Origin of the sequence: Dactylosporangium sucinum (assembly GCF_014647515.1) — a bacterium.
Lineage (GTDB): Bacteria > Actinomycetota > Actinomycetes > Mycobacteriales > Micromonosporaceae > Dactylosporangium > Dactylosporangium sucinum.
The window spans coordinates 1-18483 of record NZ_BMPI01000051.1 but is presented as its reverse complement, the minus strand read 5'-3'; the positions used below and the strand labels follow the sequence as shown (position 1 = coordinate 18483).

Here is an 18483-nt window from a genome sequence, read left to right as displayed (position 1 = left end):
GTCTAGCATCGCGGGGACTATCGCAACCGCGACCGAATAGGGAATAGTCGACGATTGTGTCCGGGATCGACGTTGGCCGCAGGGTGCTCGAACGATACCTGCTGGTCCGCCCGATCGCCCGGGGCGGGATGTCGCTGGTGTACGAGGCCGTCGACCTGGACCGGCTACGCCCGGCCGCGGTGAAGGTCCTGGCGCCGGCGTTCGCGCACAACACGCGCGCCACCCACGCCGCCCGCCGCGAGCCGCACCTCATGCAGCGGATGCGGCACCCGACGGTGCCGAAGATCTTCGGGTACGGCGAGATCGAGGCCGGCCGCGTGTCCGTCCCCGCGATGGCGATGGAGCTGCTCAACGGCATCCCCCTCGCCGAGCGCCTGGCCGCCGGGCCGCTGCCCTGGCAGGAGGCGGTGGAGATCGCCGCCTCGATCGCCGAGCTGCTGGCCGTCGCGCACCGCCGGGGCATCGCACACCGGGACCTGACGGCCCACAACGTCATGCTCACCACGGCCGGGGTCAAGATCATCGACTTCGGGCTGGCCGTGCCGTTCGCCCACCCGGCAGCCGTGAAGGCCGAGCACGCCCCCGCCTGGGACGTCTACGCGCTGGGCGTTCTGCTGTACCAGATGCTCACCGGCCGCTCCCCGCACGCGCCCGGCGCCCGGTTGCTGCACGCCGCCCCGACGCCGGTCGTCCTCGCGCCCGGCCTGCCACGGTCCGTAGCCGAGCTGTGCCGGCAGTGCATGGCGAAGCGCCCCGGCGACCGCCCGGAGAGCGCGGCGGTGGCGCTGTCACTGTGGGCCGAGTTCGCACCCGGCTGGCAACGGCCCGACGCTCTCACTGAGAGCTACGGCACACCGAGTAATCACGCTGTGTAACAGCCGCATTTGGCCTGCGTAAGGGCCTTGTCGGGTGCTTGGGCGGACTTCGGTCAGACCAGCCCATCACCCATTGTGATCGCCACTCGGCCGCGACAAGCTTCTCGGACAAGGTGCACGACGGTTGCCGTCAGGGAGCCGGAACGCATCACCAACGGATAGCCGAGGGGAAGCTGTCATGTCATGCACGAAGGTCGCCGGGGGCGCCGCAACCTGCGCCGCGGGTTCGCTGCCCGTCACCGGTAGCCCGGTCCTCGCCATCGTGATCGCCGGTGTCGCGCTCGTCGTCACCGGTGCTCTGATGGTCCGGGCGTCCCGCTTCAACCGCAGCGCCGCCTGACCCATGGCGGCGATCCTGCTGGTCGGCTTCGCGCTCCTGGCGCTGTGGCCGGCGTACAACCTGGCACTGGTGGTCTTCTCCGCCGGTGACTCGGCCACCGCCGCCCACCGCCGGCGGCGCGACGCCATCGCGCCGAACGGGAACGAGCCGCTGACCTTCTGGATCGTCGTGCCCGCCCTCAACGAGGAACGCGTGGTCGGCCGGACGGTCTCCGCCGCCCTGGCGCTGACCGGCCCGGTGGGCACCCGCACCAGGGTCCTGGTGGTCGATGACGGATCGGACGACGGCACCCCGGACGTGCTGGCCGCCATCGACCACCCGGGCCTGACGGTCCTGCGCCGCGACTTCCCCAACGCCCGCAAGGGCAAGGGCGAGGCGCTCAACGCGGCGTTCCGGGCCATCCGGGACCTGACCCTGCGCCACGGCGAGGACCCGTCCCGGGTCGCGGTCGGCGTCATCGACGGCGACGGCCGCGGCAGCGCGAACATCCTGACCGAGGTGTCGCGGCTGATGCGCGACCCCTCCGTCGGGGCGGTGCAGACCCGGGTGCGGATCCACAACCGCAACAAGGTGCTCGGCGCGGTGCAGGACCTGGAGTTCGCCGCGATCGCCAACGCCAGCCAGCTGCTCCGCGACGCGGCGGGGACGGTCGGGCTGGGCGGCAACGGGCAGTTCGCCCGGCTGTCGTCGCTGATGCGCCTCGGCGACGCGCCGTGGTCGCACTGCCTGGTCGAGGACCTGGAGCTGGGGCTGCGCATGCACCTCGGCGGGGACCGGATCCGGTACACGTCGATCGCGCACGTCAAGCAGCAGGGGCTCGTCGACGTGCGGCGGCTGCTGCGCCAGCGGACCCGGTGGGCGCAGGGGAACCTGCAGTGCGTCTCCTACGTGCCCCGGCTGGTCGCCTCGCGGCGCATCCGCAACCACGCCCTGCTGGAGATGCTGTACTACCTGCTCGCGCCGTGGCTGAACGCCTTCGGTACCGCGACGGTGCTGTCCCTGTGGACGGTCGCGATGTGGCGGCTGCTCCCCGGGCACGGCGAGACGTTCATGATCCACTCCTGGGGCCAGATGGGTCACGTCGCCGCCTTCTGGGCGGCCGGCATGACGGCGCCGGGGCTCATCTGGGCGCTCGTGCACCGGCTGCAGCTGCGCGACGAGAAGCTGTCGACGCTGCTGCTGGCGGCGCTGGCGTACCCCTTCTTCCTCATGCTCGGCCTGGTGAGCACCTGGCGGGCGATCGGCCGGCAGGTCGGCCGCCGCCAGACCTGGGCCAAGACCGAACGGCTCGCCGAGGAACCGGCAGCAGCGTAATCAACATTGATTCGTCAACATTGATTTTTCGATGTTGACGAAAATCAACCCCAGAGTGGTCCACAGGACGCGGTCACTCCTCCCCGCACGGACGCGGCCCACCCCGCAAAGGTGACGCACAAGATGCTTCCTGAAGTCCTCCTCATCGCCGGCACCCGTCCCGAGGCCATCAAGCTCGCCCCCGTCGCCGCCGCGATGCGCGCCGCCGGCCGGCTCAGCCCGGTCCTGGTCGCCAGCGGCCAGCACCCGGCGATGGTCGCCCAGGCCCTGGCCGCGTTCGGCGTCGAGGCCGACGTGACGCTCCCGCTGCAGCGGGTCACCGGCAGCCAGCCCGAGCTGCTGACCGAGATGATCAAGCGGCTGGACGCGCTGCTCGCCGAGCGGCCGCCGGCCGCGGTGGTCGTCCAGGGCGACACCACGACGACGCTCGCGGGCGCCATGGCCGCGTTCTGGCGGCGGATCCCGGTCGTGCACCTGGAGGCGGGCCTGCGCTCCGGCGACCTCGACTCCCCCTTCCCGGAGGAGGCCAACCGCAAGCTCGTCGGGCAGCTCGCCGCGCTGCACCTGGCGCCGACCGCGCTCGCCGCGACGAACCTGCTCGACGAGAGCGTCAACCCGGCCAACGTGCTCATCACCGGCAACACCGTCGTCGACGCCGCGCTGGAGATCGCCGCGAAGGAACTGCCGTTCGAGGACGCCGGCGTCGCCGCCGCGGTCGACGCCGCCACCCACGGCCAGGCCCGGCTGGTGCTGGTCACCGCGCACCGGCGCGAGTCCTGGGGCGAGCCCCTCGACCGCATCCTGCGCGCGGTGCGCCGGATCGTCGCGGCGTACCCCGACATCCGCGTCGTGCTGCCCGCCCACGCCAACCCGGCGGTCCGGGCGCAGGTCGAGGCCGGGCTGGCCGGCGTGCCCCGGGTGACGATCACCGACCCGCTGCCGTACCCGGCGCTGGCCCGGCTGCTCTCCCACGCGTACCTGGCGCTGACCGACTCCGGCGGCATCCAGGAGGAGGCGCCGTCGTTCAAGGTGCCCGCCCTGGTGCTGCGCGAGGTCACGGAGCGCGTCGAGTCGCTGCACGCCGGTTGCGCGAAGCTCGTCGGTACCGACGAGGAGCTCATCGTGTCGGAGGCCGCGCGCCTGCTGGACGACCCGATGCTGCGGCAGTCCATGACCGCCGGCGGCAACCCGTACGGGGACGGGCTCGCCTCGCAGCGCACCGAGCAGGCGGTGGCGGCGCTGCTCGGCCTCACCGCCGCCCCGTCCCCCATGCCTTCCCCGTCGTTCGCCTAGCTCGTATCGCTTCGCCTGGCTCGTATCGCTTCGCCTAGCTCGTATTGCAGAGGTTGCTCATCATGCGTAGACGATCCCCCGTCCGCCGTACGATCGCCGTCGTCGTGACGGCCGCGCTGGCCGGTGCCATCGCGCTCACCGTCGGGACCGCGCCGAGCGCCGCCGCGCCCGGCCGCCAGCACCACCGCGGTGCCGGCGACGCGGTCGAGCGCGAGGACGCCAGCCAGTCGAAGGTCCCGGCGCCGCCGCGGCCGGCGCGGCTGGTGCCGACCGAGCGCGTCGTCACCACCGGCCAGACCAAGGCGCGCTCGTCCGCCCCGACCGCCGCCAAGGCGGCCGTGACCACGAACGCGGCGACGAAGACGTCGAGCGGCACCGCCGCGCCGGGCGGCAACGCGGCGACGAAGACGCTGGTCCTGTACGACAACACCGGTCCGTACTCCTGGCTCGGCGAGGACTACGGGATGATGGCGACGAACCTGGTCTCCCACTTCGGGGCCTGGACCGCGCACCCGGTCGGCTCGTACACCGCCGGCGAGCTCAACGGCTACACTGCCGTCGTCTACGTCGGGTCCACCTACGACGAGCCGATCCCGGTCGCGTTCCTCGACGACGTGCTGTCCACCAGCAAGCCGGTCGTGTGGATGTACGACAACATCTGGCAGTTGACGGCGCGCTCCGCCGACTTCGCGACGAAGTACGGGTACACCTGGAAGGGCTTCGACGTCTCGTCGGTCGCCCGCGTCGACTACAAGGGCACGACGCTGACCCGCGACGCGCGCAACGCCGGTGGGATCATGGACTACGCGATCTACGACACCGCCAAGGCGGTCAGCGTCGGTACCGCGGTCCGCGCCGACGGCACGTCGTTCCCCTGGGGCGTGAAGTCGGGCAACCTGACGTACCTCGGCGAGATCCCGTTCTCGTACATCACCGCGAACGACCGGTACCTCGCCTTCTCCGACCTGCTGTTCGACGCGCTCGCTCCGCAGACGGCCGCGCGGCACCGGGCGCTGGTGCGCATCGAGGACGTCGGGCCGGACGCCGACCCGGCCGAGCTGCGCGCGATCGCCGACTACCTGTCGTCGAAGAAGGTGCCGTTCACCGTCGCCGTCTACAGCCGCTACCGCGACCCGAAGGGCGTGAACAACAATGGCAAGGCCGAGGACTACGCGCTGCGTCAGAAGCCACTGGTGGTCAGCGCCCTGAAGTACATGCAGCAGAAGGGCGGCACCCTGCTCATGCACGGGTACACCCACCAGTTGGACGCGCTGAACAACCCGTACGACGGCGTGAGCGCGAACGACTTCGAGTTCTTCCGGGCCCACGTCGACGCCGACGACGCGGTCATCTACGACGGCCCGGTCAAGAACGACTCGGCGCTGAACGTGACGTCCCGCGTCACCGCCTCCCGCGCCGACTGGCTGCTGGCCGGCCTCAAGCAGCCGACCATCTTCGAGCCGCCGCACTACGCCGCGAGCGCGCTGGACTACCGGACGATCAACACGCTGTTCGGCGTGCGCTACGACCGCGGCCTGTACTTCCCGGGCGTCCTGTCCGGCGGCACGGTCGACAACTCGGTGGCGCACATGGTGGGGCAGTTCTTCCCGTACACGGTGCGCGACGTCTACGGCTCGACCGTGATCCCGGAGAACATCGGCAACATCGAGCCGGAGCCGTTCAACCAGCACCCGGCGGTGCTCCCGGCCGACCTGGTCGCGAACGCGAAGGCCAACCTGGCGGTGCGCGACGGCGTGGCCAGCTTCTTCTACCACCCGTACCTGGGCACCTCGTACCTCAAGCAGACCGTCGAGGGCATCCAGGGCCTGGGCTACACCTTCGTCGCCGCGTCCGCGATGTCGTAAGGCTTCCCGCATCGCGCGAGGGGCGGCTCCGGTACTGCCGGATCCGCCCCTCGATCATGAAAAGGTTGTCCACAGGTCCCGGGATCGCCTTGCTCCGAGCTTCACCGGCGGGAAATGCTGGTCCGTGCAACACGAATCACGGGGAATGGCCCGGCTGCGGCTGAGCCAGAAGAGGATTATCGCGGCGGCGCAACTCGGGGACGCGGGGGTCACCAGGGGCCGGCTGCGGTGGGAGCTGTCGAAGGGGCGCTGGCAGACGGTGCTGCCATCGGTCTACGCCATGTTCGACGGTCCGCTGCAGGAGCAGCAGCGGCTGATCGCGGCACTGCTCTACGGCGGACCGGCCGCACAGCTGACCGGGGCGGCGGCGCTCGGCGTGCACGGGCTCCGAAACGTGCCGAAGGACCGGTTCATCCGGGTGCTCGTCCCGGTCGGGCGCCGGGTGCGGTCGAGCGGCTTCGTCCGGATACACCGCACGACCAGGCCCGATCCGTTCGCCCGGCCGAACGGGGTGCTGCGGCTGACCTCGCCGGCCCGCTCGGTCGTGGAGGCAGGGCGGCTGTGTGACGACCGGAGGCGGGTGCGGGCGATGGTCGCGGAGTCCGTGCAGTCGGGGCTCTGCCGGCCGGACGAGCTCGTCCGGGAGCTGGGCCGCGCGGCACGTGCGGGGACGGCTGCGCTGCGGGCGTCGGTGCGGGAAGTGGTCGACGGCGTGCGGTCGGTGGCCGAGGGCGAGGCCCGGACGCTGCTGCGCCGGTCGCGAGTCCTGCCGGAGATGGTGTGGAACCCGGCGCTGTCCACGCCCGCCGGGGCTCCCTTGCCGACGCCCGACGGCTGGGTCGCCGATGTGGACCTCGCGCTGGAGATCGACTCGCGCGCCTATCATCTGTCGCCCGAGGACTGGGAGCGCACGATGCGCCACCACGCCAGGCTGGCCGCGGCCGGGGCGGTGGTCCTGCACTTCTCGCCGCGGCAGGTCCGCGACGATCCGCGCGGGTTCGTGGAGACGGTCGAACGCGCCTACCTGGCCCGGTTGAGCGAGGGATACCGGAGCCGGATCCACGCCTCATGATCTGTCTCTTGATCTTTCTCATGATCGATGGAGAGTTCTGGTCGCCATGGCAGCCAGAACTCTCCATCGATCATGAGGAGCCGAGGAGGAGGTCGGGGAGGAGGCGTTCTACGGCGTCCAGGTCGTAGACGCGGCGGACCTCGGTTACCAGGCCTACCTCGTCGACCACCAGGAACTCGGCCAGGCGGAAGGTCTCGGCGCCCAGCGTGCAGTTGTAGACGAGGGCCACGCGGCCGTCGATCACCGTCTGGGAGAAGACGGTGACGGCGTCCAGCGACGCGGCGTAGTCGGTCAGGATCTCGATGAAGTCGCCGTCCGGGTCGAGGTTGGACTCGATCAGCGGGGCGGCGGCCAGCAGGCGGAACAGGTCGCTCGTCCGGCCGTGTGTCCAGGCCGCGACCCAGCGCTCGGCGATGTCCTCAACCGCGGTCTCCATTGCGCATATCCTCGCATGCCCGCGTTGCCGCCGGGCCGGCCATGGAGGGACGCCCGCGCCGGGTGAGACCGGCGGGTAAGGGGCACGGCGCGAGCAGAGCGCGGCGCGAACCGAAAGCCCGCGAGCCGAGCGCCGCGCGCCGGAGCAGGGCGAACGGTGAGCCGGTGGGCGGGTGCGACCGGCGGGGGAAGTCGGGGCCCCCAGGAAAGGGCTTTCCTCGGTACCATCCGTGCATGTTGCGCATCGATGACGCCCTCGCGGTCGGAGCACTGCGGCCGGCCATGCAGCGGATGTGGGAGCTCTCCGCCGGGAAGATCGACGCCCTCGCGACGGACACCGGGGGCTCGTCGCCCGTGTTCACCGTCGACGGGCGGTACACGGCGCGCGGGTGGACCGAGTGGACGCAAGGGTTTCAGGTCGGCTCCGCGCTGCTGCAGTTCGACGCCACCGACGACAAGCACTTCCTCGAGCTCGGCCTCCGCCAGACGAAAGCCCTCATGCCGCCGCACGTGAGCCACATCGGCGTGCACGATCACGGGTTCAACAACGTCAGCACCTACGGGGCCCTGCTGCGGCTCATGCGCGAAGGGCGCATCGACGACGGCGCGAAGGGCGAGGCCGAGCTCGCGCTCAGGGTCAGCGGGGCCGTGCAGGCCGCCCGCTGGCAGCGGACCGAGGACGGGACCGGGTACATCTACTCGTTCAACGGCCCGCAGTCGCTGTTCGTCGACACGATCCGGTCCTGCCGGGCGCTCGCGCTCGCGCACCGGCTCGGGCACGTCCTCATGGGCGAGCACGACGAGCGGATCGACCTGCGGGAGCGCCTGCTGCAGCACGGCCGCAACACCGCGCGGTACAACGTCTACTACGGCGACGGCCGCGACATCTACGACGTGCGCGGGCGCACGGCGCACGAGGCGCTGTTCAACGTCAACGACGGGCGCTTCCGGGCGCCGAGCACGCAGCAGGGGTACTCCGCCTTCTCCACCTGGACGCGCGGCCTGGCCTGGGCGATGCTCGGCTTCGCGGAGCTGGTCGAGCTGGAGGACGAGCCGGTCTTCGCCGAGGCCGCGAAGGCGACCTGCGACTTCTACATCGAGCACTCCCCCGCCGACGGCATCCCGTACTGGGACACGGGCGCGCCCGGCCTGGCGCGGCTCGACGGGTACCTCGACCGCCCCGCCGACCCGTACAACCCGCACGAGCCGGTCGACTCCAGCGCCGCCGCGATCGCCGCGCAGGGCCTGCTGCGCCTGGGCCGCCACCTCGGCGAGCGGCGCTACACGCAGGCCGGCCTGACGGTCGCGCGGGCGCTGCTCGCCGAGCCGTACCTGTCGGTCGACCCGCCGCACGAGGGCCTGCTGCTGCACTCGGTGTACCACCGGCCCAACGGCTGGGACCAGGTTCACGAGGGGCAGCGCGTGCCGAACGGCGAGTCGAGCATGTGGGGCGACTACCACCTGCGGGAGCTCGCGCTGTACCTCGACCGCCTGGAGGACGGCCCGTACTACACGTTCTTCGCCGGAGTCGAAGGGGGCGTCGCGTGAGTGCCGCCATCGTCACCGGTGGATCGCGAGGCATCGGCCGCGGCATTGTCCTCGCCCTGGCGAACGCGGGCCACGACGTCGTGATCAACTATGCGGCCAACCAGACGGCCGCCGAGGAGGTCGCGGCGGAGGTCGAAAAGACAGGAGCAAAAGCGGCAGTCGTACGGGCGGACATCGCCGACGCCGCCGACCGTGAACGGCTGGTGGCCGCGGCGTACGACGCGCTCGGCCCGATCGACCTCCTCGTCAACAACGCCGGCGTGGCGCCGTCGGTGCGGGCCGACATCCTGGAGGCCGGCGAGGAGTCGTTCGACCGCCTGGTCGGCATCAACCTCAAGGGCCCGTACTTCCTCACCCAGCTCGTCGCCCGGCGGATGATCGAGCACGGGACGCCCGGCCGGATCGTGACGATCTCGTCGATGTCGGCGTACACGGCGAGCGTCAACCGCGGCGACTACTGCGTGACGAAGGCCGGGCTGTCGATGATGACGAAGCTGTTCGCGGCCCGGCTGGCCGAGCACGGCATCACCGTGTTCGAGATCCGGCCCGGCATCGTCGCCACCGACATGACGGGCGCGGTGCGGGAGAAGTACGACCGGCTGATCCTGGAGCAGGGCATCACGCCGATCCGCCGGTGGGGCCGGCCGGACGACGTCGGCCGGGCCGTCGTCGCGGTCGCGCAGGGCCTCTTCCCGTTCTCGACCGGACAGGTCATTGACGTTGACGGGGGCTTTCACCTGCGGACTCTGTAGCGGCCCGCGCGCGCAGCAGGGAGTGGACGGCCTCGATGTCCTTCGGGGCCGTCCGCGACGCCAGCCAGTACATGATCCCCGTCGGCACGAAGAAGACCTGGAACGCCGCCAAGCCGATGGCCAGGTTCGCCGGCGGGGGGAAGCTGCGGGCGAGCGCCGCGAACACGGCCCCCACGAGCCCGTTGCCGGCCGCGCGGCCGACGCCGTTGACGAGGTTGCCCAGGGAGTACACCGTGCCGCGGTGCTCGGGCGGGTTGACGTCGGCGATGAGCGCGAACCAGTTCGGCGAGTTGGCCGAGGTCAGCGCCAGGGCCACGACCGCGCACAGGAACGCGGCGAGCAGGCTCGGCTCGGTGAACAGCGCGTCGGTGACAGTGGCGAGGCCGCCCCGGTCCCCGGGCTCGGGGAGGTGCACCGGGGCGAAGAAGAGGATGACGTACAGCGGGATCCCGGCGAGGATCCCGATCGCCGCCACCTTCGCCCGGCCGCCCGGGTCGCGCCGCTGCCACCGGTCCCCGATCAGCCCGCCGACGATCGACAGGACGCCGCCGAGCTGAAACAGGGTCGCCAGGAGCCCGCCGATCTGGATGGCGGTCTGCTCGTCGTACCCCTGGGCCTCGGCGCGCGCCTGGAAGAGCCGCGGCAGCCAGACCAGCGACCCGAACGCGGCCTGGGCGGTGAGCCCCTGCAGCACCAGCCAGTGGTTGGTCCGCCGGGCGGCGATGCGGGGCAGGTCGGCGCGCGAGATCCGGTGCTCGTACTCCTCCCCCGCCGCGAACACCGCCGCCAGGTCCGGCTCGCTCTGGCCGCGGCGGATGTCGGCCGTCGTAAAGTACAGCGCGGAGGCGACCACGCCGAGCACGGCGAGCACGTAGAACGGCGTGCGCCAGTCGGTGCCGCCCAGCTGGCTGGCGACGAGCACCCCGGCGAGCGTGCCGACGCCCTGCGACAGCCCCCAGAGACTCATCACGAGCCCGCGCCTGCGCGGCGAGATGAGATCGCTGACGACGGAGAACCCGACGGAGCCGACGGCACCGAGCCCGACCGCGGCGAAGAGCTGGGCGGCGAGGAACGTCCAGTAGCCGCCCGCGAGCACGGTCCCGTACGTGCCGGCGGCCCAGATGAGCGTGCCGACCATGAGGACGGGCTTGCGGTCGGTGCGGTCGCCGACGTACGCCCAGGCGACAGCGGCGACGGCCGTGACGAGGTACCCGACGGCGGTCACCACGCCGAGCGCGCCCTCGGGGACGCCGAGCTCCCGGCTGATCGGCGAGTACAGCGGCGGGACGAGGCTGATCGCCACGTTGTCGAGCGACGCGAGGATGATGAAGACCACGACGCTGTAGACCCGGTGCGCTGTCACGGGGCCCATGGGATCACGCTTTCGCTCCTCCTGCCACGCCGCCCGCCGCCGCACCCGCCCTCGGCCCTCCCACTCGCCGCCGCGCCCGCCCGCGCCCGCCCGCCGCCGCGCCCGCCCCTCGGCAATCCCGCCCGCCGCCGGGCCCGCCCGGCCCGCCCGCGGCCGCCCGCCCCTCGGCCCGCCCGCTTGCCGCCGCGCCCGCTCCCAAGCCCGCCCCTGGACCCGCCCGCTTGTTGGCGCAGCGCCCGCACCCCTCTCCTCCGCCCACCGCCGCGCCCGCACCTCGGCGCCCGGCATCCCCCTCTGCCGCACGCCGCCGCGCTCCTGTCCCCCGCCGTGCCTCCGTCCCTCGCCCGCGCTTCTCTTCGTCGCCCGCCTGCCGCGCGCACGCTTCCCTTCCTCGGCGATCTTGGAGTTGCGGTCCCAGAAATGTCGGATAAAGGGGACAAATACGGGACCACAAGCCCAAGATCGCGGCGGGTAAGGCGGGTGATCCTCGCGAGTCGGCGCGGGCCGGCGCGGGCCGGCACGGGGTTGGTGTCGGCGCGGTGCGCGATCGGAGCGGAGAGCGGCGCGGTTGGCGCGGGATTGGTGTGGGAGGACGGCAGCGGCCCGCGGACACCCCCGTCCGCGGGCCGTTGCCGTGTGCGGGTCAGCCGGTCTCGCCGGCCACCGAGAAGGTGCGCAGGCGCTGGACCGCGTAGGCCGACGCGGCGACCGTGAACACCGCGGCCATCACGAAGCTCACCGGGACCGACACCTTGCCCTGCAGGATGTCGGTCGGGGCGAGCCAGTCGACGATCGACAGGACGTACTGCTGGATGCTCAGCTTCTGCGTGCCCGAGAGGATGTTGCCGAGCAGGCCCTCCCACAACACTACGTACACCAGGCCGAGCAGGACCGGGCGGCGGGTCATGACGCTCACCATCACGAACAGGGCCGAGTAGGCGAGCGAGCCGACCACGGCGCCGACGACGAGGGCGAAGGCCAGGGGGAGGGAGTTGGCGATCACGCCCGCCACGAAGAGCGGGGCGCCGGCGAAGGCCGCGGTCACGCCGACCGCCACGGCGAGCTTCGTGAACACGATCTCGGCGCGGGGCAGCGGCTTGGCCAGGATGTGGGTGATCGTGCCGTCGTCGATCTCGGAGCCGAGGACGCCGGTGCCGACGATGAGCGCGATGACCGGCAGCACGGCGGTGAAGCCGAGGCCGACGATGACCGGCTCGCCCCACTCCTGCGGCGTGGCGCCGAACGCGCGGGCCAGCAGCGCCAGGCCGACCAGGATGAGGGGCAGCGGCACGAGCAGCCAGATGCGGCGCCGGCCGAGCAGGCCACGGGCGGTGATCCGGGCGATCGTCGGGTTCATCAGGCACCCACCAGGTAGGAGAAGACGCTTTCCAGGGACTCGTCGGCGGGCAGCAGCTGGCGCACGCGGACGCCCTCCTTGAGCGCGATCCGGGGCAGGGCCCGCGTGAACGTGCCGTAGTCGGAGGCGCGGACCTGCAGGCCGGCGGCGTCGACCTCGACGCCCTTGACCGAGGGCTGCCCGATCAGCGCGACCGCGAGCCGGCGGTCGTCGCTGGAGCGGATCGTGAACACGTGCGGGCGGTTGGTCATCAGCCGCCGGATCGTGCGGAAGTCGCCGGAGGCGGCCAGCCGGCCGGCGACCATCACCTGGACGGTGCCGGAGACCTGCTCGACCTCCTCCAGGATGTGCGAGGAGAACAGCACGGTGCGGCCGTCGTCGCCCATCTTGTGCAGCAGGTCCATCATGTGGAACCGCTGCCGCGGGTCCATGCCGTTGAAGGGCTCGTCGAGCAGGAGGACGCCGGGGTCGTGGACCAGGGCGGCGGCGACGCGGATCCGCTGGCGCATGCCCTTGCTGTACGTATCGATGCGCCGGTCCTGCGCGGGCTCCATCTCGACCAGGGCGAGGGCCTGGCGGGCGGCCTCCTCCGGCTGCGGCAGCCGGTGCAGGCGGGCGCTCGCCACGACGAACTCCTTGCCGGTGAGGAACCCGTGGACGGACTCCCGCTCGCTGACCAGGCCGAGGATCTTGTACACGTCGGGGTTGCGCCAGGCCGGCGTCCCGTCGACGGTCAGCTCGCCCTTCGACGGCGCGAGGAACCCGGACATCATGTGCAGCAGGGTGGTCTTGCCGGCGCCGTTCGGCCCGAGGAGGCCGGTGACGCCCGGCCCGAGCGTCATGGTGACGTCGTTGACGGCCACGACGTTGCCGTACCACCGGGAAACGTGCTGCAGGTCGACGGTGCTCATGTCAGGCGGCCACCTTCCGGTAACGGGCCAGCAGCAGGAGGAGCGTCCCGGCGAGCAGCGCGACCGCTCCGACGCCGTAGACCGGGCCCATGTCGCCGATCGGCATCCCCTCGCCGCCCGGCCGGCCGAAGATCCACTGCTCCAGACCCTGGAGCAGGGTCATCGGGTTGGCCAGGAAGGCGAGGTGCAGCAGCGTCTCGTTGCCGAGCGCGCTGAGGATGCCGACGACGGGCGCGGTGATGACGAAGACGCCGACGATGAAGGCGGCGGCGAACGCCCGGCGCCCGGTCGTGGAGGCGACCAGGATCGCGACGCCGGCGAGGACGACCGCGCGGATCAGGGCTCCGGCCAGGCCGGGACCCATGTCGCCGAGCTCCTTCATGGCGCCGGAGAACCCGTCGGTGCGGGTGAAGATGGCGCCGATGTAGATGAGCAGCTGCGGCACGCCCAGCAGGAGCAGCACGGCCGTCGCCAGGGCGGAGTACTTCGCCAGCGCGTAGTCCGACCGGCTGAGCGGCCGCGAGAAGTACAGCGGCAGCGTGCGGTCCCGCAGGTCGCGCGACACCAGCTCGGGCGCGACGACGGCCAGGAACAGCATGATCGGGAAGGACAGGCCGGCGGCGAAGCCGCGGTACGTGATGAGGGCCTCGCCGGTGATCGACCGGACGGCGATCTCGACGATCGCCACGCCGAGCACGATGCCGATCACCAGCCACGGGAAGATCTTCGCCTTCGCGCCACGGCCGATGCCGAACGCCGTGCGCAGGCTGTGCTCGTAGAGCGAGCGGTTCGCATACCACCGGCCGAGGCGGGCACCCTTGTACCGCTGGTAGCCGATGTCGTGGATGACACTAGTTTGCGGCGCCACGGCCGACCTCCTGGGGTGCTGGGCTGGTGACGGCGGGGCTCTGGAACAGCTCGGCGACCCGGTGCCGGCGCTGGTCGAGCCGGTGCAGGGGCAGGTCGAGCTCGGCCACGGCCTGGAGGATGCGGTCGTAGACGTCCTCGGTGTCCATCGGCACGGTGAGCGACAGGCCCTCGCGGGTGGCCGGGATGCCCAGCTCCGCGAGCCGCTTGGTGAGCAGGTCGACGCCCTCGGCGACCTCGACCGTGAGCACGTCGCGGCTCGTCGTCATGTCCGACACGGTGGCGGAGCGCAGCAGGCGTCCGCCGTCGATCGCGACCAGCGAGTCGCAGATCCGCTCGACCTCGCCGAGCAGGTGCGAGCAGACCACGATCGAGATGCCGAACTCGTTGCCGATGCGGTGCACCAGCTCGAGCATCGCGTCGCGGCCGGCCGGGTCGAGGCCGTTGGTCGGCTCGTCCAGCAGCAGCAGGTCGGGGTCGTGGGCGAGCGCCTGGGCCAGCTTGACCCGCTGCTTCATGCCGGTCGAGTAGCCGCCGATCTGCCGATACCGCTCCTCGTAGAGCCCGACGTGGCGCAGCGCCTCCGACGCGCGCTCGCGGGCCGCGTTGGCGGGCAGCCCGCTCATGCGCGCGAGGTGCGTGACGAACTCGGCGGCCGACACCTCGGACGGCAGGCAGTCGTGCTCGGGCATGTACCCGACCCGGGCCCGCACCTCCTCCGAGTGGGTCGTCGGGTCGAGCCCGAGCACGCGCAGCTCACCGGCGGTCGGCTGAAGCAGACCCAGCATGATCTTGATAAACGTCGACTTGCCGGCGCCGTTGGCCCCGACCAGCCCGATGATCCCCGGCTCCACGGCCAGGGTGAGTTCCGACAGGGCGGTGACGCCACCCCCGTAGCGCTTCGTCAGCGCACGCGTCTCGATGAGTGCCACGTCGCCGACACTACGGACAGTGTGCGGGTTCGGGCCATCCGGATCGCACCTGAATGCCATCACCTAGGGGTTCAACCTGTGAATTCCCTCAGGTTGACCCCCGCTTTGTCCTGATCCGCCAAGGTGCGGGCTGCTCCCGCCGAGGATGCGACGTGGCCGCCGACATCGACGATGCGTTGCTGCGCCAGTCCGCCCACCGCGAGAACTCTCCGCCCGAGGGTTGCGGGTCGGCGGTACGGTTGAGGGCATGTCGTGGTCGATGACCACCCTCTTCGCCGCGTGGTCGAGTGTCACCACGCCGGGCGACGTCGTCGCGGTGGCGACGGCGGTGCTGGCCGCGCTGGCCATCGTGCTGGCGATGCGGCTCATGGCGAACCCGCCGGCCGGGGACACCCGCGCCCGCGTGGTGCCGGTCCGGGTCCGGGCCGGGCGGGTCTCCCGCATCCGGTCGGCCGATCCCGACGCGGCCGGGCGGCCGCGTCCCCGCGCGCCTGGACGTTGATCCTTTCGCGGCTCCCCCGACGGGTTGAGCCGATCTCGCCGTTGTTCTGCAACTGAGACCCTGCCGGGTCCCGGCGCGCCCGCCTGCCTCCAGGCGTGAGCGCTGCGCCGCGGCCTGCGCACAGCGGAAGGAAACGTCCAGTGGTTCATGTCGTGCTGTCCTGGTTCGCCGGCTCCCTCGGGTCGATGCCGGCCGCCATCGTCGTCGCCACCGTGCTGCTGCGGTTGGCCCTGTTGCCGCTCAGCCTCCGCGCCTATCGGGCGGAGAACGTCCGCACCCGGCTCGCGCCGCAGCTGCAGGAGCTGCGGGAGCGGCACGGGGGCGAGCCGGTCGTGCTCGCCGAGAAGACCGCCGAGCTCATGCGGCGGGAGGGGACCGGGCCGTTCGCCGGGCTCGTGCCGAGCCTCCTGCAGGCGCCGTTCGTGTGGCTGCTGTACCGCGAGTTCACCGGCGGGCGGCTGCGGGGGTACGGGTTCCTCGGCGCCGACCTCAGCCACCGGCTGCTCACCGAGCCGGCCATGCTCGCCGGCTGGCTGGTGGTCGCGGCGCTGATCGTCGTCGCGGTCTGGAACCGGCGGCAGCTGCCCGCCGGGACGCCCGGGCTCGTCGGCGCGCTGCAGTTCGCCACCGTCGCGTTCGCGCCCTTCGTGCCGCTCGCCGCCGGCATCTACCTGGTGACCACGTCGGCGTGGACGGCCGCGGAGCGGTGGGTGGTTCGGGCACGCTTTCGCAGTTCCCAACAAAAGTAATGCAGGTCAAGATAAAAGTTCGGTAGGTACTGGCGGAAGCACATGAACGAGTCTTAGGCTGCTGCATGCAGCGACAGTCGGCGATGTCGCCCATGGACCATGCCTTGAGGAGACCGCTGAGGGAGGCCCGCGTGCGTACGGGTGTGTGGCTGGTCGGTGCCCGTGGATCGGTTGCCGTCACCAGCATTGTCGGCGCAGCGGCGCTGCGCGCGGGGCTCACGGAGCCCATCGGATGCGTCACCGAGCATCCGGCGTTACGGTCGGCACGCCTGCCGGCCTACGGCGACCTGGCGTTCGGCGGCCACGACATCGCCACGACCGGGCTGGTGAAGAAGGCCGAGGCGCTCGCCGCCGCCGGGGTCGTCCCAGCCCGCCTGGTCGACACGCTCCACAGTGAGCTGGCCGCGGTGGACGACGACATCCGGCCGCTCCCGCACGGGGCGACCCAGGCCGAGACCGCCGCCGCGATGGCCTCCGACATCGAGGACTTCCGGCAGCGGTACCGCCTGGAGCGCGTCGTCGTGGTGAACGTCGCGTCCACCGAGGCGGCCCCGGCGCCGCACCCGGCGCACGACCGGCTGGACGCCCTGCGCGAGGCGCTCGCCGGGCCCGGCGCCGTGCTCCCGCCGAGCGCGCTCGCCGCCTACGCGGCGTTCACGGCGGGCTGCGCGTTCGTGGACTTCACGCCGTCGACGGGCGCGCGGCTGCCGGCGCTGCACGAGCTGGCGGTCGAGCGGGGCGTGCCCTACGGGGGTCACGACGGCAAGACCGGCGAGACGCTGCTCAAGGCGGTGCTCGCGCCGATGTTCGCCATGCGCAACCTGCAGGTGCGCTCGTGGTCGGGCATCAACCTGCTGGGCGGCGGCGACGGGGCGACGCTCGCCGAGCCGGCGGCCAACGCGGCCAAGTCGGCGAGCAAGCAGCGCGTGCTCAAGGAGACCCTCGGCTACCAGCCGGACGGGCACACCCGCATCGAGTTCGTGCCGGACATCGGCGACTTCAAGACGGCGTGGGACCTGATCACGTTCGCCGGCTTCCTGGGCACGCCGATGCGGATGGAGTTCACCTGGCACGGCTGCGACTCCGCGCTCGCCGCGCCGCTGGTGCTCGACCTCGCCCGGCTGGCCGCCGCCGCGCACCGGGCCGGGCGGTCGGGGCCGCTCACCGAGCTGGCGTTCTTCTTCAAGGACCCGCTCGGCGACGTCGACCACTCGCTCGCCGCGCAGTTCGCGGTGCTGGCCGAGTTCACCGGGACGCTCGGATGAGGCCCGGGAGGACTGGGACGCCCGGGAGGCCCGGCTGGCGGGAACTGGCCGAGCTGGTCCGGGCTCCCGCCGCGCTGTCGGTGCCGGGTGACGTCGTCGCCGGCGCCGCGGCGGCGGGGCGGCTCGGCCCGCGGACGGCCGGGCTGGCGGGCTCCTCGGTGCTGCTGTACTGGGCCGGCATGGCCGCCAACGACTGGGCCGACCGGCACCTCGACGCGGTCGAGCGGCCGGAGCGGCCGATCCCGTCGGGCCGGATCGCGCCGGGCACGGCCCTCGGCATCGCGGCCGGGCTGACCGCGGCCGGGGTCGCCGTGGCTGGGCTGGCCGGCGGCCGGCGGGCGCTCGCCGTCGCGGTCCCGCTCGCGGGCACGGTCTGGGCGTACGACCTCCGGCTGAAGAACACCGCCGCCGGGCCGGCCGCGATGGCCGCCTGCCGGGCGCTCGACGTGCTGCTGGGCGCCTCGGGCGGGCGGCTGCGCAAGGCCTGGCTGCCGGCGGCGACGGTCTTCGCCCACACGTACACGGTCACCGCTCTCTCCCGGGCCGAGGTGCACGGCGCCGAGCCGTCCCTGCCGGCGGCCACGCTCGCGGGGACGGCCGTGGTCGCCGCGAGCGCCGCGGTCGGCCGCCGCAAGCACTGGTTCGTGCCGGCCGGGCTGGCCGCCTGGTACGCCCACCGGTACGGGAGGCCGCAGGTCACTGCCCTGGACAAGCCGACGGCCGAGAACATCCGGGCGTCGGTCGGGGCCGGCATCCTCAACCTGCCGACGCTGCAGGGCGCGCTCACCGCCCGGGCCGGCGCCCCGCTCGTCGGCGTGGCGGTCGCCGCCGCGGCCCCGCTCGCCCGGCAGCTCTCCAAGCGGCTGTCGCCGACATGAGCGGTTCCGGAGCGAAGCGGAGGAGGCCGCTCATCATGAGTTCAGAGTGGAGCTCAGGCGTCCGGAGCGGAGCGGAGGGCGCATGAGTAGCCCTGTGTCAAGCCGCCGGTTGTTGGAGGGCTTGGAGTGCGCCGTGTTTGTCCGGGTTGTAGGGGG

18 protein-coding genes are annotated in these 18483 nt (G+C 72.3%); 12 read left to right on the top strand and 6 right to left on the bottom strand.

Annotated elements, in window-relative coordinates; genetic code table 11:
* The first annotated feature begins 56 nt into the window (after positions 1-56).
* The 6 genes from IEZ31_RS38815 (at position 57) to IEZ31_RS38790 (ending at position 6759) form a co-directional block, all read left to right on the top strand.
* Entirely contained in the window at positions 57-875 is an 819-nt protein-coding gene (locus IEZ31_RS38815; protein WP_229836299.1) for a serine/threonine-protein kinase, read from the top strand.
* A 178-nt stretch (positions 876-1053) separates the two neighbouring features.
* Complete coding sequence (locus tag IEZ31_RS38810; protein ID WP_190255100.1) at positions 1054-1215, top strand: LPXTG cell wall anchor domain-containing protein; 162 nt, start codon at positions 1054-1056, stop codon at positions 1213-1215.
* A gap of 3 nt (positions 1216-1218) precedes the next feature.
* Positions 1219-2529 (top strand): glycosyltransferase family 2 protein, encoded by a 1311-nt coding sequence (locus IEZ31_RS38805; RefSeq protein ID WP_190255099.1) that lies wholly within the window; start codon positions 1219-1221, stop codon positions 2527-2529.
* A 123-nt stretch (positions 2530-2652) separates the two neighbouring features.
* A complete protein-coding gene (gene wecB / locus IEZ31_RS38800; protein WP_190255098.1) occupies positions 2653-3822 on the top strand; it encodes a non-hydrolyzing UDP-N-acetylglucosamine 2-epimerase in 1170 nt (389 codons plus the stop codon).
* 62 nt (positions 3823-3884) lie between these two features.
* Positions 3885-5687, top strand: a complete 1803-nt coding sequence (locus tag IEZ31_RS38795; RefSeq protein ID WP_190255097.1) for a DUF2334 domain-containing protein — start codon at positions 3885-3887, stop codon at positions 5685-5687.
* A gap of 145 nt (positions 5688-5832) precedes the next feature.
* Complete coding sequence (locus IEZ31_RS38790) at positions 5833-6759, top strand: hypothetical protein (RefSeq protein ID WP_229836298.1); 927 nt, start codon at positions 5833-5835, stop codon at positions 6757-6759.
* A 70-nt stretch (positions 6760-6829) separates the two neighbouring features.
* Here IEZ31_RS38790 and IEZ31_RS38785 read toward each other — a convergent pair whose 3' ends face one another.
* Entirely contained in the window at positions 6830-7195 is a 366-nt protein-coding gene (locus tag IEZ31_RS38785) for a hypothetical protein (protein WP_190255095.1), read from the bottom strand.
* A gap of 233 nt (positions 7196-7428) precedes the next feature.
* Here IEZ31_RS38785 and IEZ31_RS38780 point away from each other — a divergent pair, with 233 nt between their 5' ends.
* Together IEZ31_RS38780 and IEZ31_RS38775 are read left to right on the top strand one after the other, a co-directional pair.
* Positions 7429-8742: a glycoside hydrolase family 88 protein gene (locus tag IEZ31_RS38780; RefSeq protein ID WP_190255094.1), complete on the top strand. Its 1314-nt coding sequence runs from the start codon at positions 7429-7431 to the stop codon at positions 8740-8742.
* Entirely contained in the window at positions 8739-9494 is a 756-nt protein-coding gene (locus IEZ31_RS38775; protein WP_190255093.1) for a 3-ketoacyl-ACP reductase, read from the top strand. The genes IEZ31_RS38780 and IEZ31_RS38775 overlap by 4 nt, the downstream gene beginning before the upstream one ends.
* Here IEZ31_RS38775 and IEZ31_RS38770 read toward each other — a convergent pair.
* The 5 genes from IEZ31_RS38770 to IEZ31_RS38750 form a co-directional block, all read right to left on the bottom strand.
* Entirely contained in the window at positions 9454-10866 is a 1413-nt protein-coding gene (locus IEZ31_RS38770; protein ID WP_190255092.1) for an MFS transporter, read from the bottom strand. The two genes, IEZ31_RS38775 and IEZ31_RS38770, sit on opposite strands and share 41 nt — an antisense overlap.
* Positions 10867-11509: 643 nt before the next feature.
* On the bottom strand, positions 11510-12223 hold the full coding sequence (locus IEZ31_RS38765) for an ABC transporter permease (RefSeq protein ID WP_190255091.1): 714 nt from the start codon (positions 12221-12223) through the stop codon (positions 11510-11512).
* The gene (locus IEZ31_RS38760) at positions 12223-13134 is read right to left on the bottom strand and encodes an ABC transporter ATP-binding protein (protein ID WP_190255090.1); all 912 of its coding nucleotides are present in this window, start codon (positions 13132-13134) and stop codon (positions 12223-12225) included. The genes IEZ31_RS38765 and IEZ31_RS38760 overlap by 1 nt, the downstream gene beginning before the upstream one ends.
* 1 nt (position 13135) lies before the next feature.
* The gene (locus IEZ31_RS38755; RefSeq protein WP_190255089.1) at positions 13136-14002 is read right to left on the bottom strand and encodes an ABC transporter permease; all 867 of its coding nucleotides are present in this window, start codon (positions 14000-14002) and stop codon (positions 13136-13138) included.
* The gene (locus IEZ31_RS38750; protein WP_190255088.1) at positions 13986-14933 is read right to left on the bottom strand and encodes an ABC transporter ATP-binding protein; all 948 of its coding nucleotides are present in this window, start codon (positions 14931-14933) and stop codon (positions 13986-13988) included. The genes IEZ31_RS38755 and IEZ31_RS38750 overlap by 17 nt, the downstream gene beginning before the upstream one ends.
* Before the next feature lie 247 nt (positions 14934-15180).
* On the opposite strand from IEZ31_RS38750, the gene IEZ31_RS38745 reads away from it, so the two are divergent.
* The 4 genes from IEZ31_RS38745 (at position 15181) to IEZ31_RS38730 (ending at position 18327) form a co-directional block, all read left to right on the top strand.
* Positions 15181-15435 (top strand): DUF6412 domain-containing protein, encoded by a 255-nt coding sequence (locus IEZ31_RS38745; RefSeq protein WP_190255087.1) that lies wholly within the window; start codon positions 15181-15183, stop codon positions 15433-15435.
* Between the two features lie 140 nt (positions 15436-15575).
* Entirely contained in the window at positions 15576-16184 is a 609-nt protein-coding gene (gene yidC, locus IEZ31_RS38740) for a membrane protein insertase YidC (RefSeq protein ID WP_229836297.1), read from the top strand.
* Positions 16185-16315: 131 nt separating this feature from the next.
* Positions 16316-17449, top strand: a complete 1134-nt coding sequence (locus tag IEZ31_RS38735; RefSeq protein ID WP_190255086.1) for an inositol-3-phosphate synthase — start codon at positions 16316-16318, stop codon at positions 17447-17449.
* Complete coding sequence (locus tag IEZ31_RS38730; RefSeq protein ID WP_190255085.1) at positions 17446-18327, top strand: SCO3242 family prenyltransferase; 882 nt, start codon at positions 17446-17448, stop codon at positions 18325-18327. The genes IEZ31_RS38735 and IEZ31_RS38730 overlap by 4 nt, the downstream gene beginning before the upstream one ends.
* Positions 18328-18483: the final 156 nt, after the last annotated feature.

What these genes read in the sequence shown, in the direction of transcription:
- IEZ31_RS38810 (WP_190255100.1), top strand. Translation starts at nt 1,054, where the DNA reads ATGTCATGCACGAAGGTCGCCGGGGGCGCCGCAACCTGCGCCGCGGGT.
- IEZ31_RS38805 (WP_190255099.1), top strand. Translation starts at nt 1,219, where the DNA reads ATGGCGGCGATCCTGCTGGTCGGCTTCGCGCTCCTGGCGCTGTGGCCG.
- wecB (WP_190255098.1), top strand. Translation starts at nt 2,653, where the DNA reads ATGCTTCCTGAAGTCCTCCTCATCGCCGGCACCCGTCCCGAGGCCATC.
- IEZ31_RS38795 (WP_190255097.1), top strand. Translation starts at nt 3,885, where the DNA reads ATGCGTAGACGATCCCCCGTCCGCCGTACGATCGCCGTCGTCGTGACG.
- IEZ31_RS38790 (WP_229836298.1), top strand. Translation starts at nt 5,833, where the DNA reads ATGGCCCGGCTGCGGCTGAGCCAGAAGAGGATTATCGCGGCGGCGCAA.
- IEZ31_RS38785 (WP_190255095.1), bottom strand. Translation starts at nt 7,195, where the DNA reads ATGGAGACCGCGGTTGAGGACATCGCCGAGCGCTGGGTCGCGGCCTGG.
- IEZ31_RS38780 (WP_190255094.1), top strand. Translation starts at nt 7,429, where the DNA reads ATGTTGCGCATCGATGACGCCCTCGCGGTCGGAGCACTGCGGCCGGCC.
- IEZ31_RS38770 (WP_190255092.1), bottom strand. Translation starts at nt 10,866, where the DNA reads ATGGGCCCCGTGACAGCGCACCGGGTCTACAGCGTCGTGGTCTTCATC.
- IEZ31_RS38765 (WP_190255091.1), bottom strand. Translation starts at nt 12,223, where the DNA reads ATGAACCCGACGATCGCCCGGATCACCGCCCGTGGCCTGCTCGGCCGG.
- IEZ31_RS38760 (WP_190255090.1), bottom strand. Translation starts at nt 13,134, where the DNA reads ATGAGCACCGTCGACCTGCAGCACGTTTCCCGGTGGTACGGCAACGTC.
- IEZ31_RS38745 (WP_190255087.1), top strand. Translation starts at nt 15,181, where the DNA reads ATGTCGTGGTCGATGACCACCCTCTTCGCCGCGTGGTCGAGTGTCACC.
- IEZ31_RS38730 (WP_190255085.1), top strand. Translation starts at nt 17,446, where the DNA reads ATGAGGCCCGGGAGGACTGGGACGCCCGGGAGGCCCGGCTGGCGGGAA.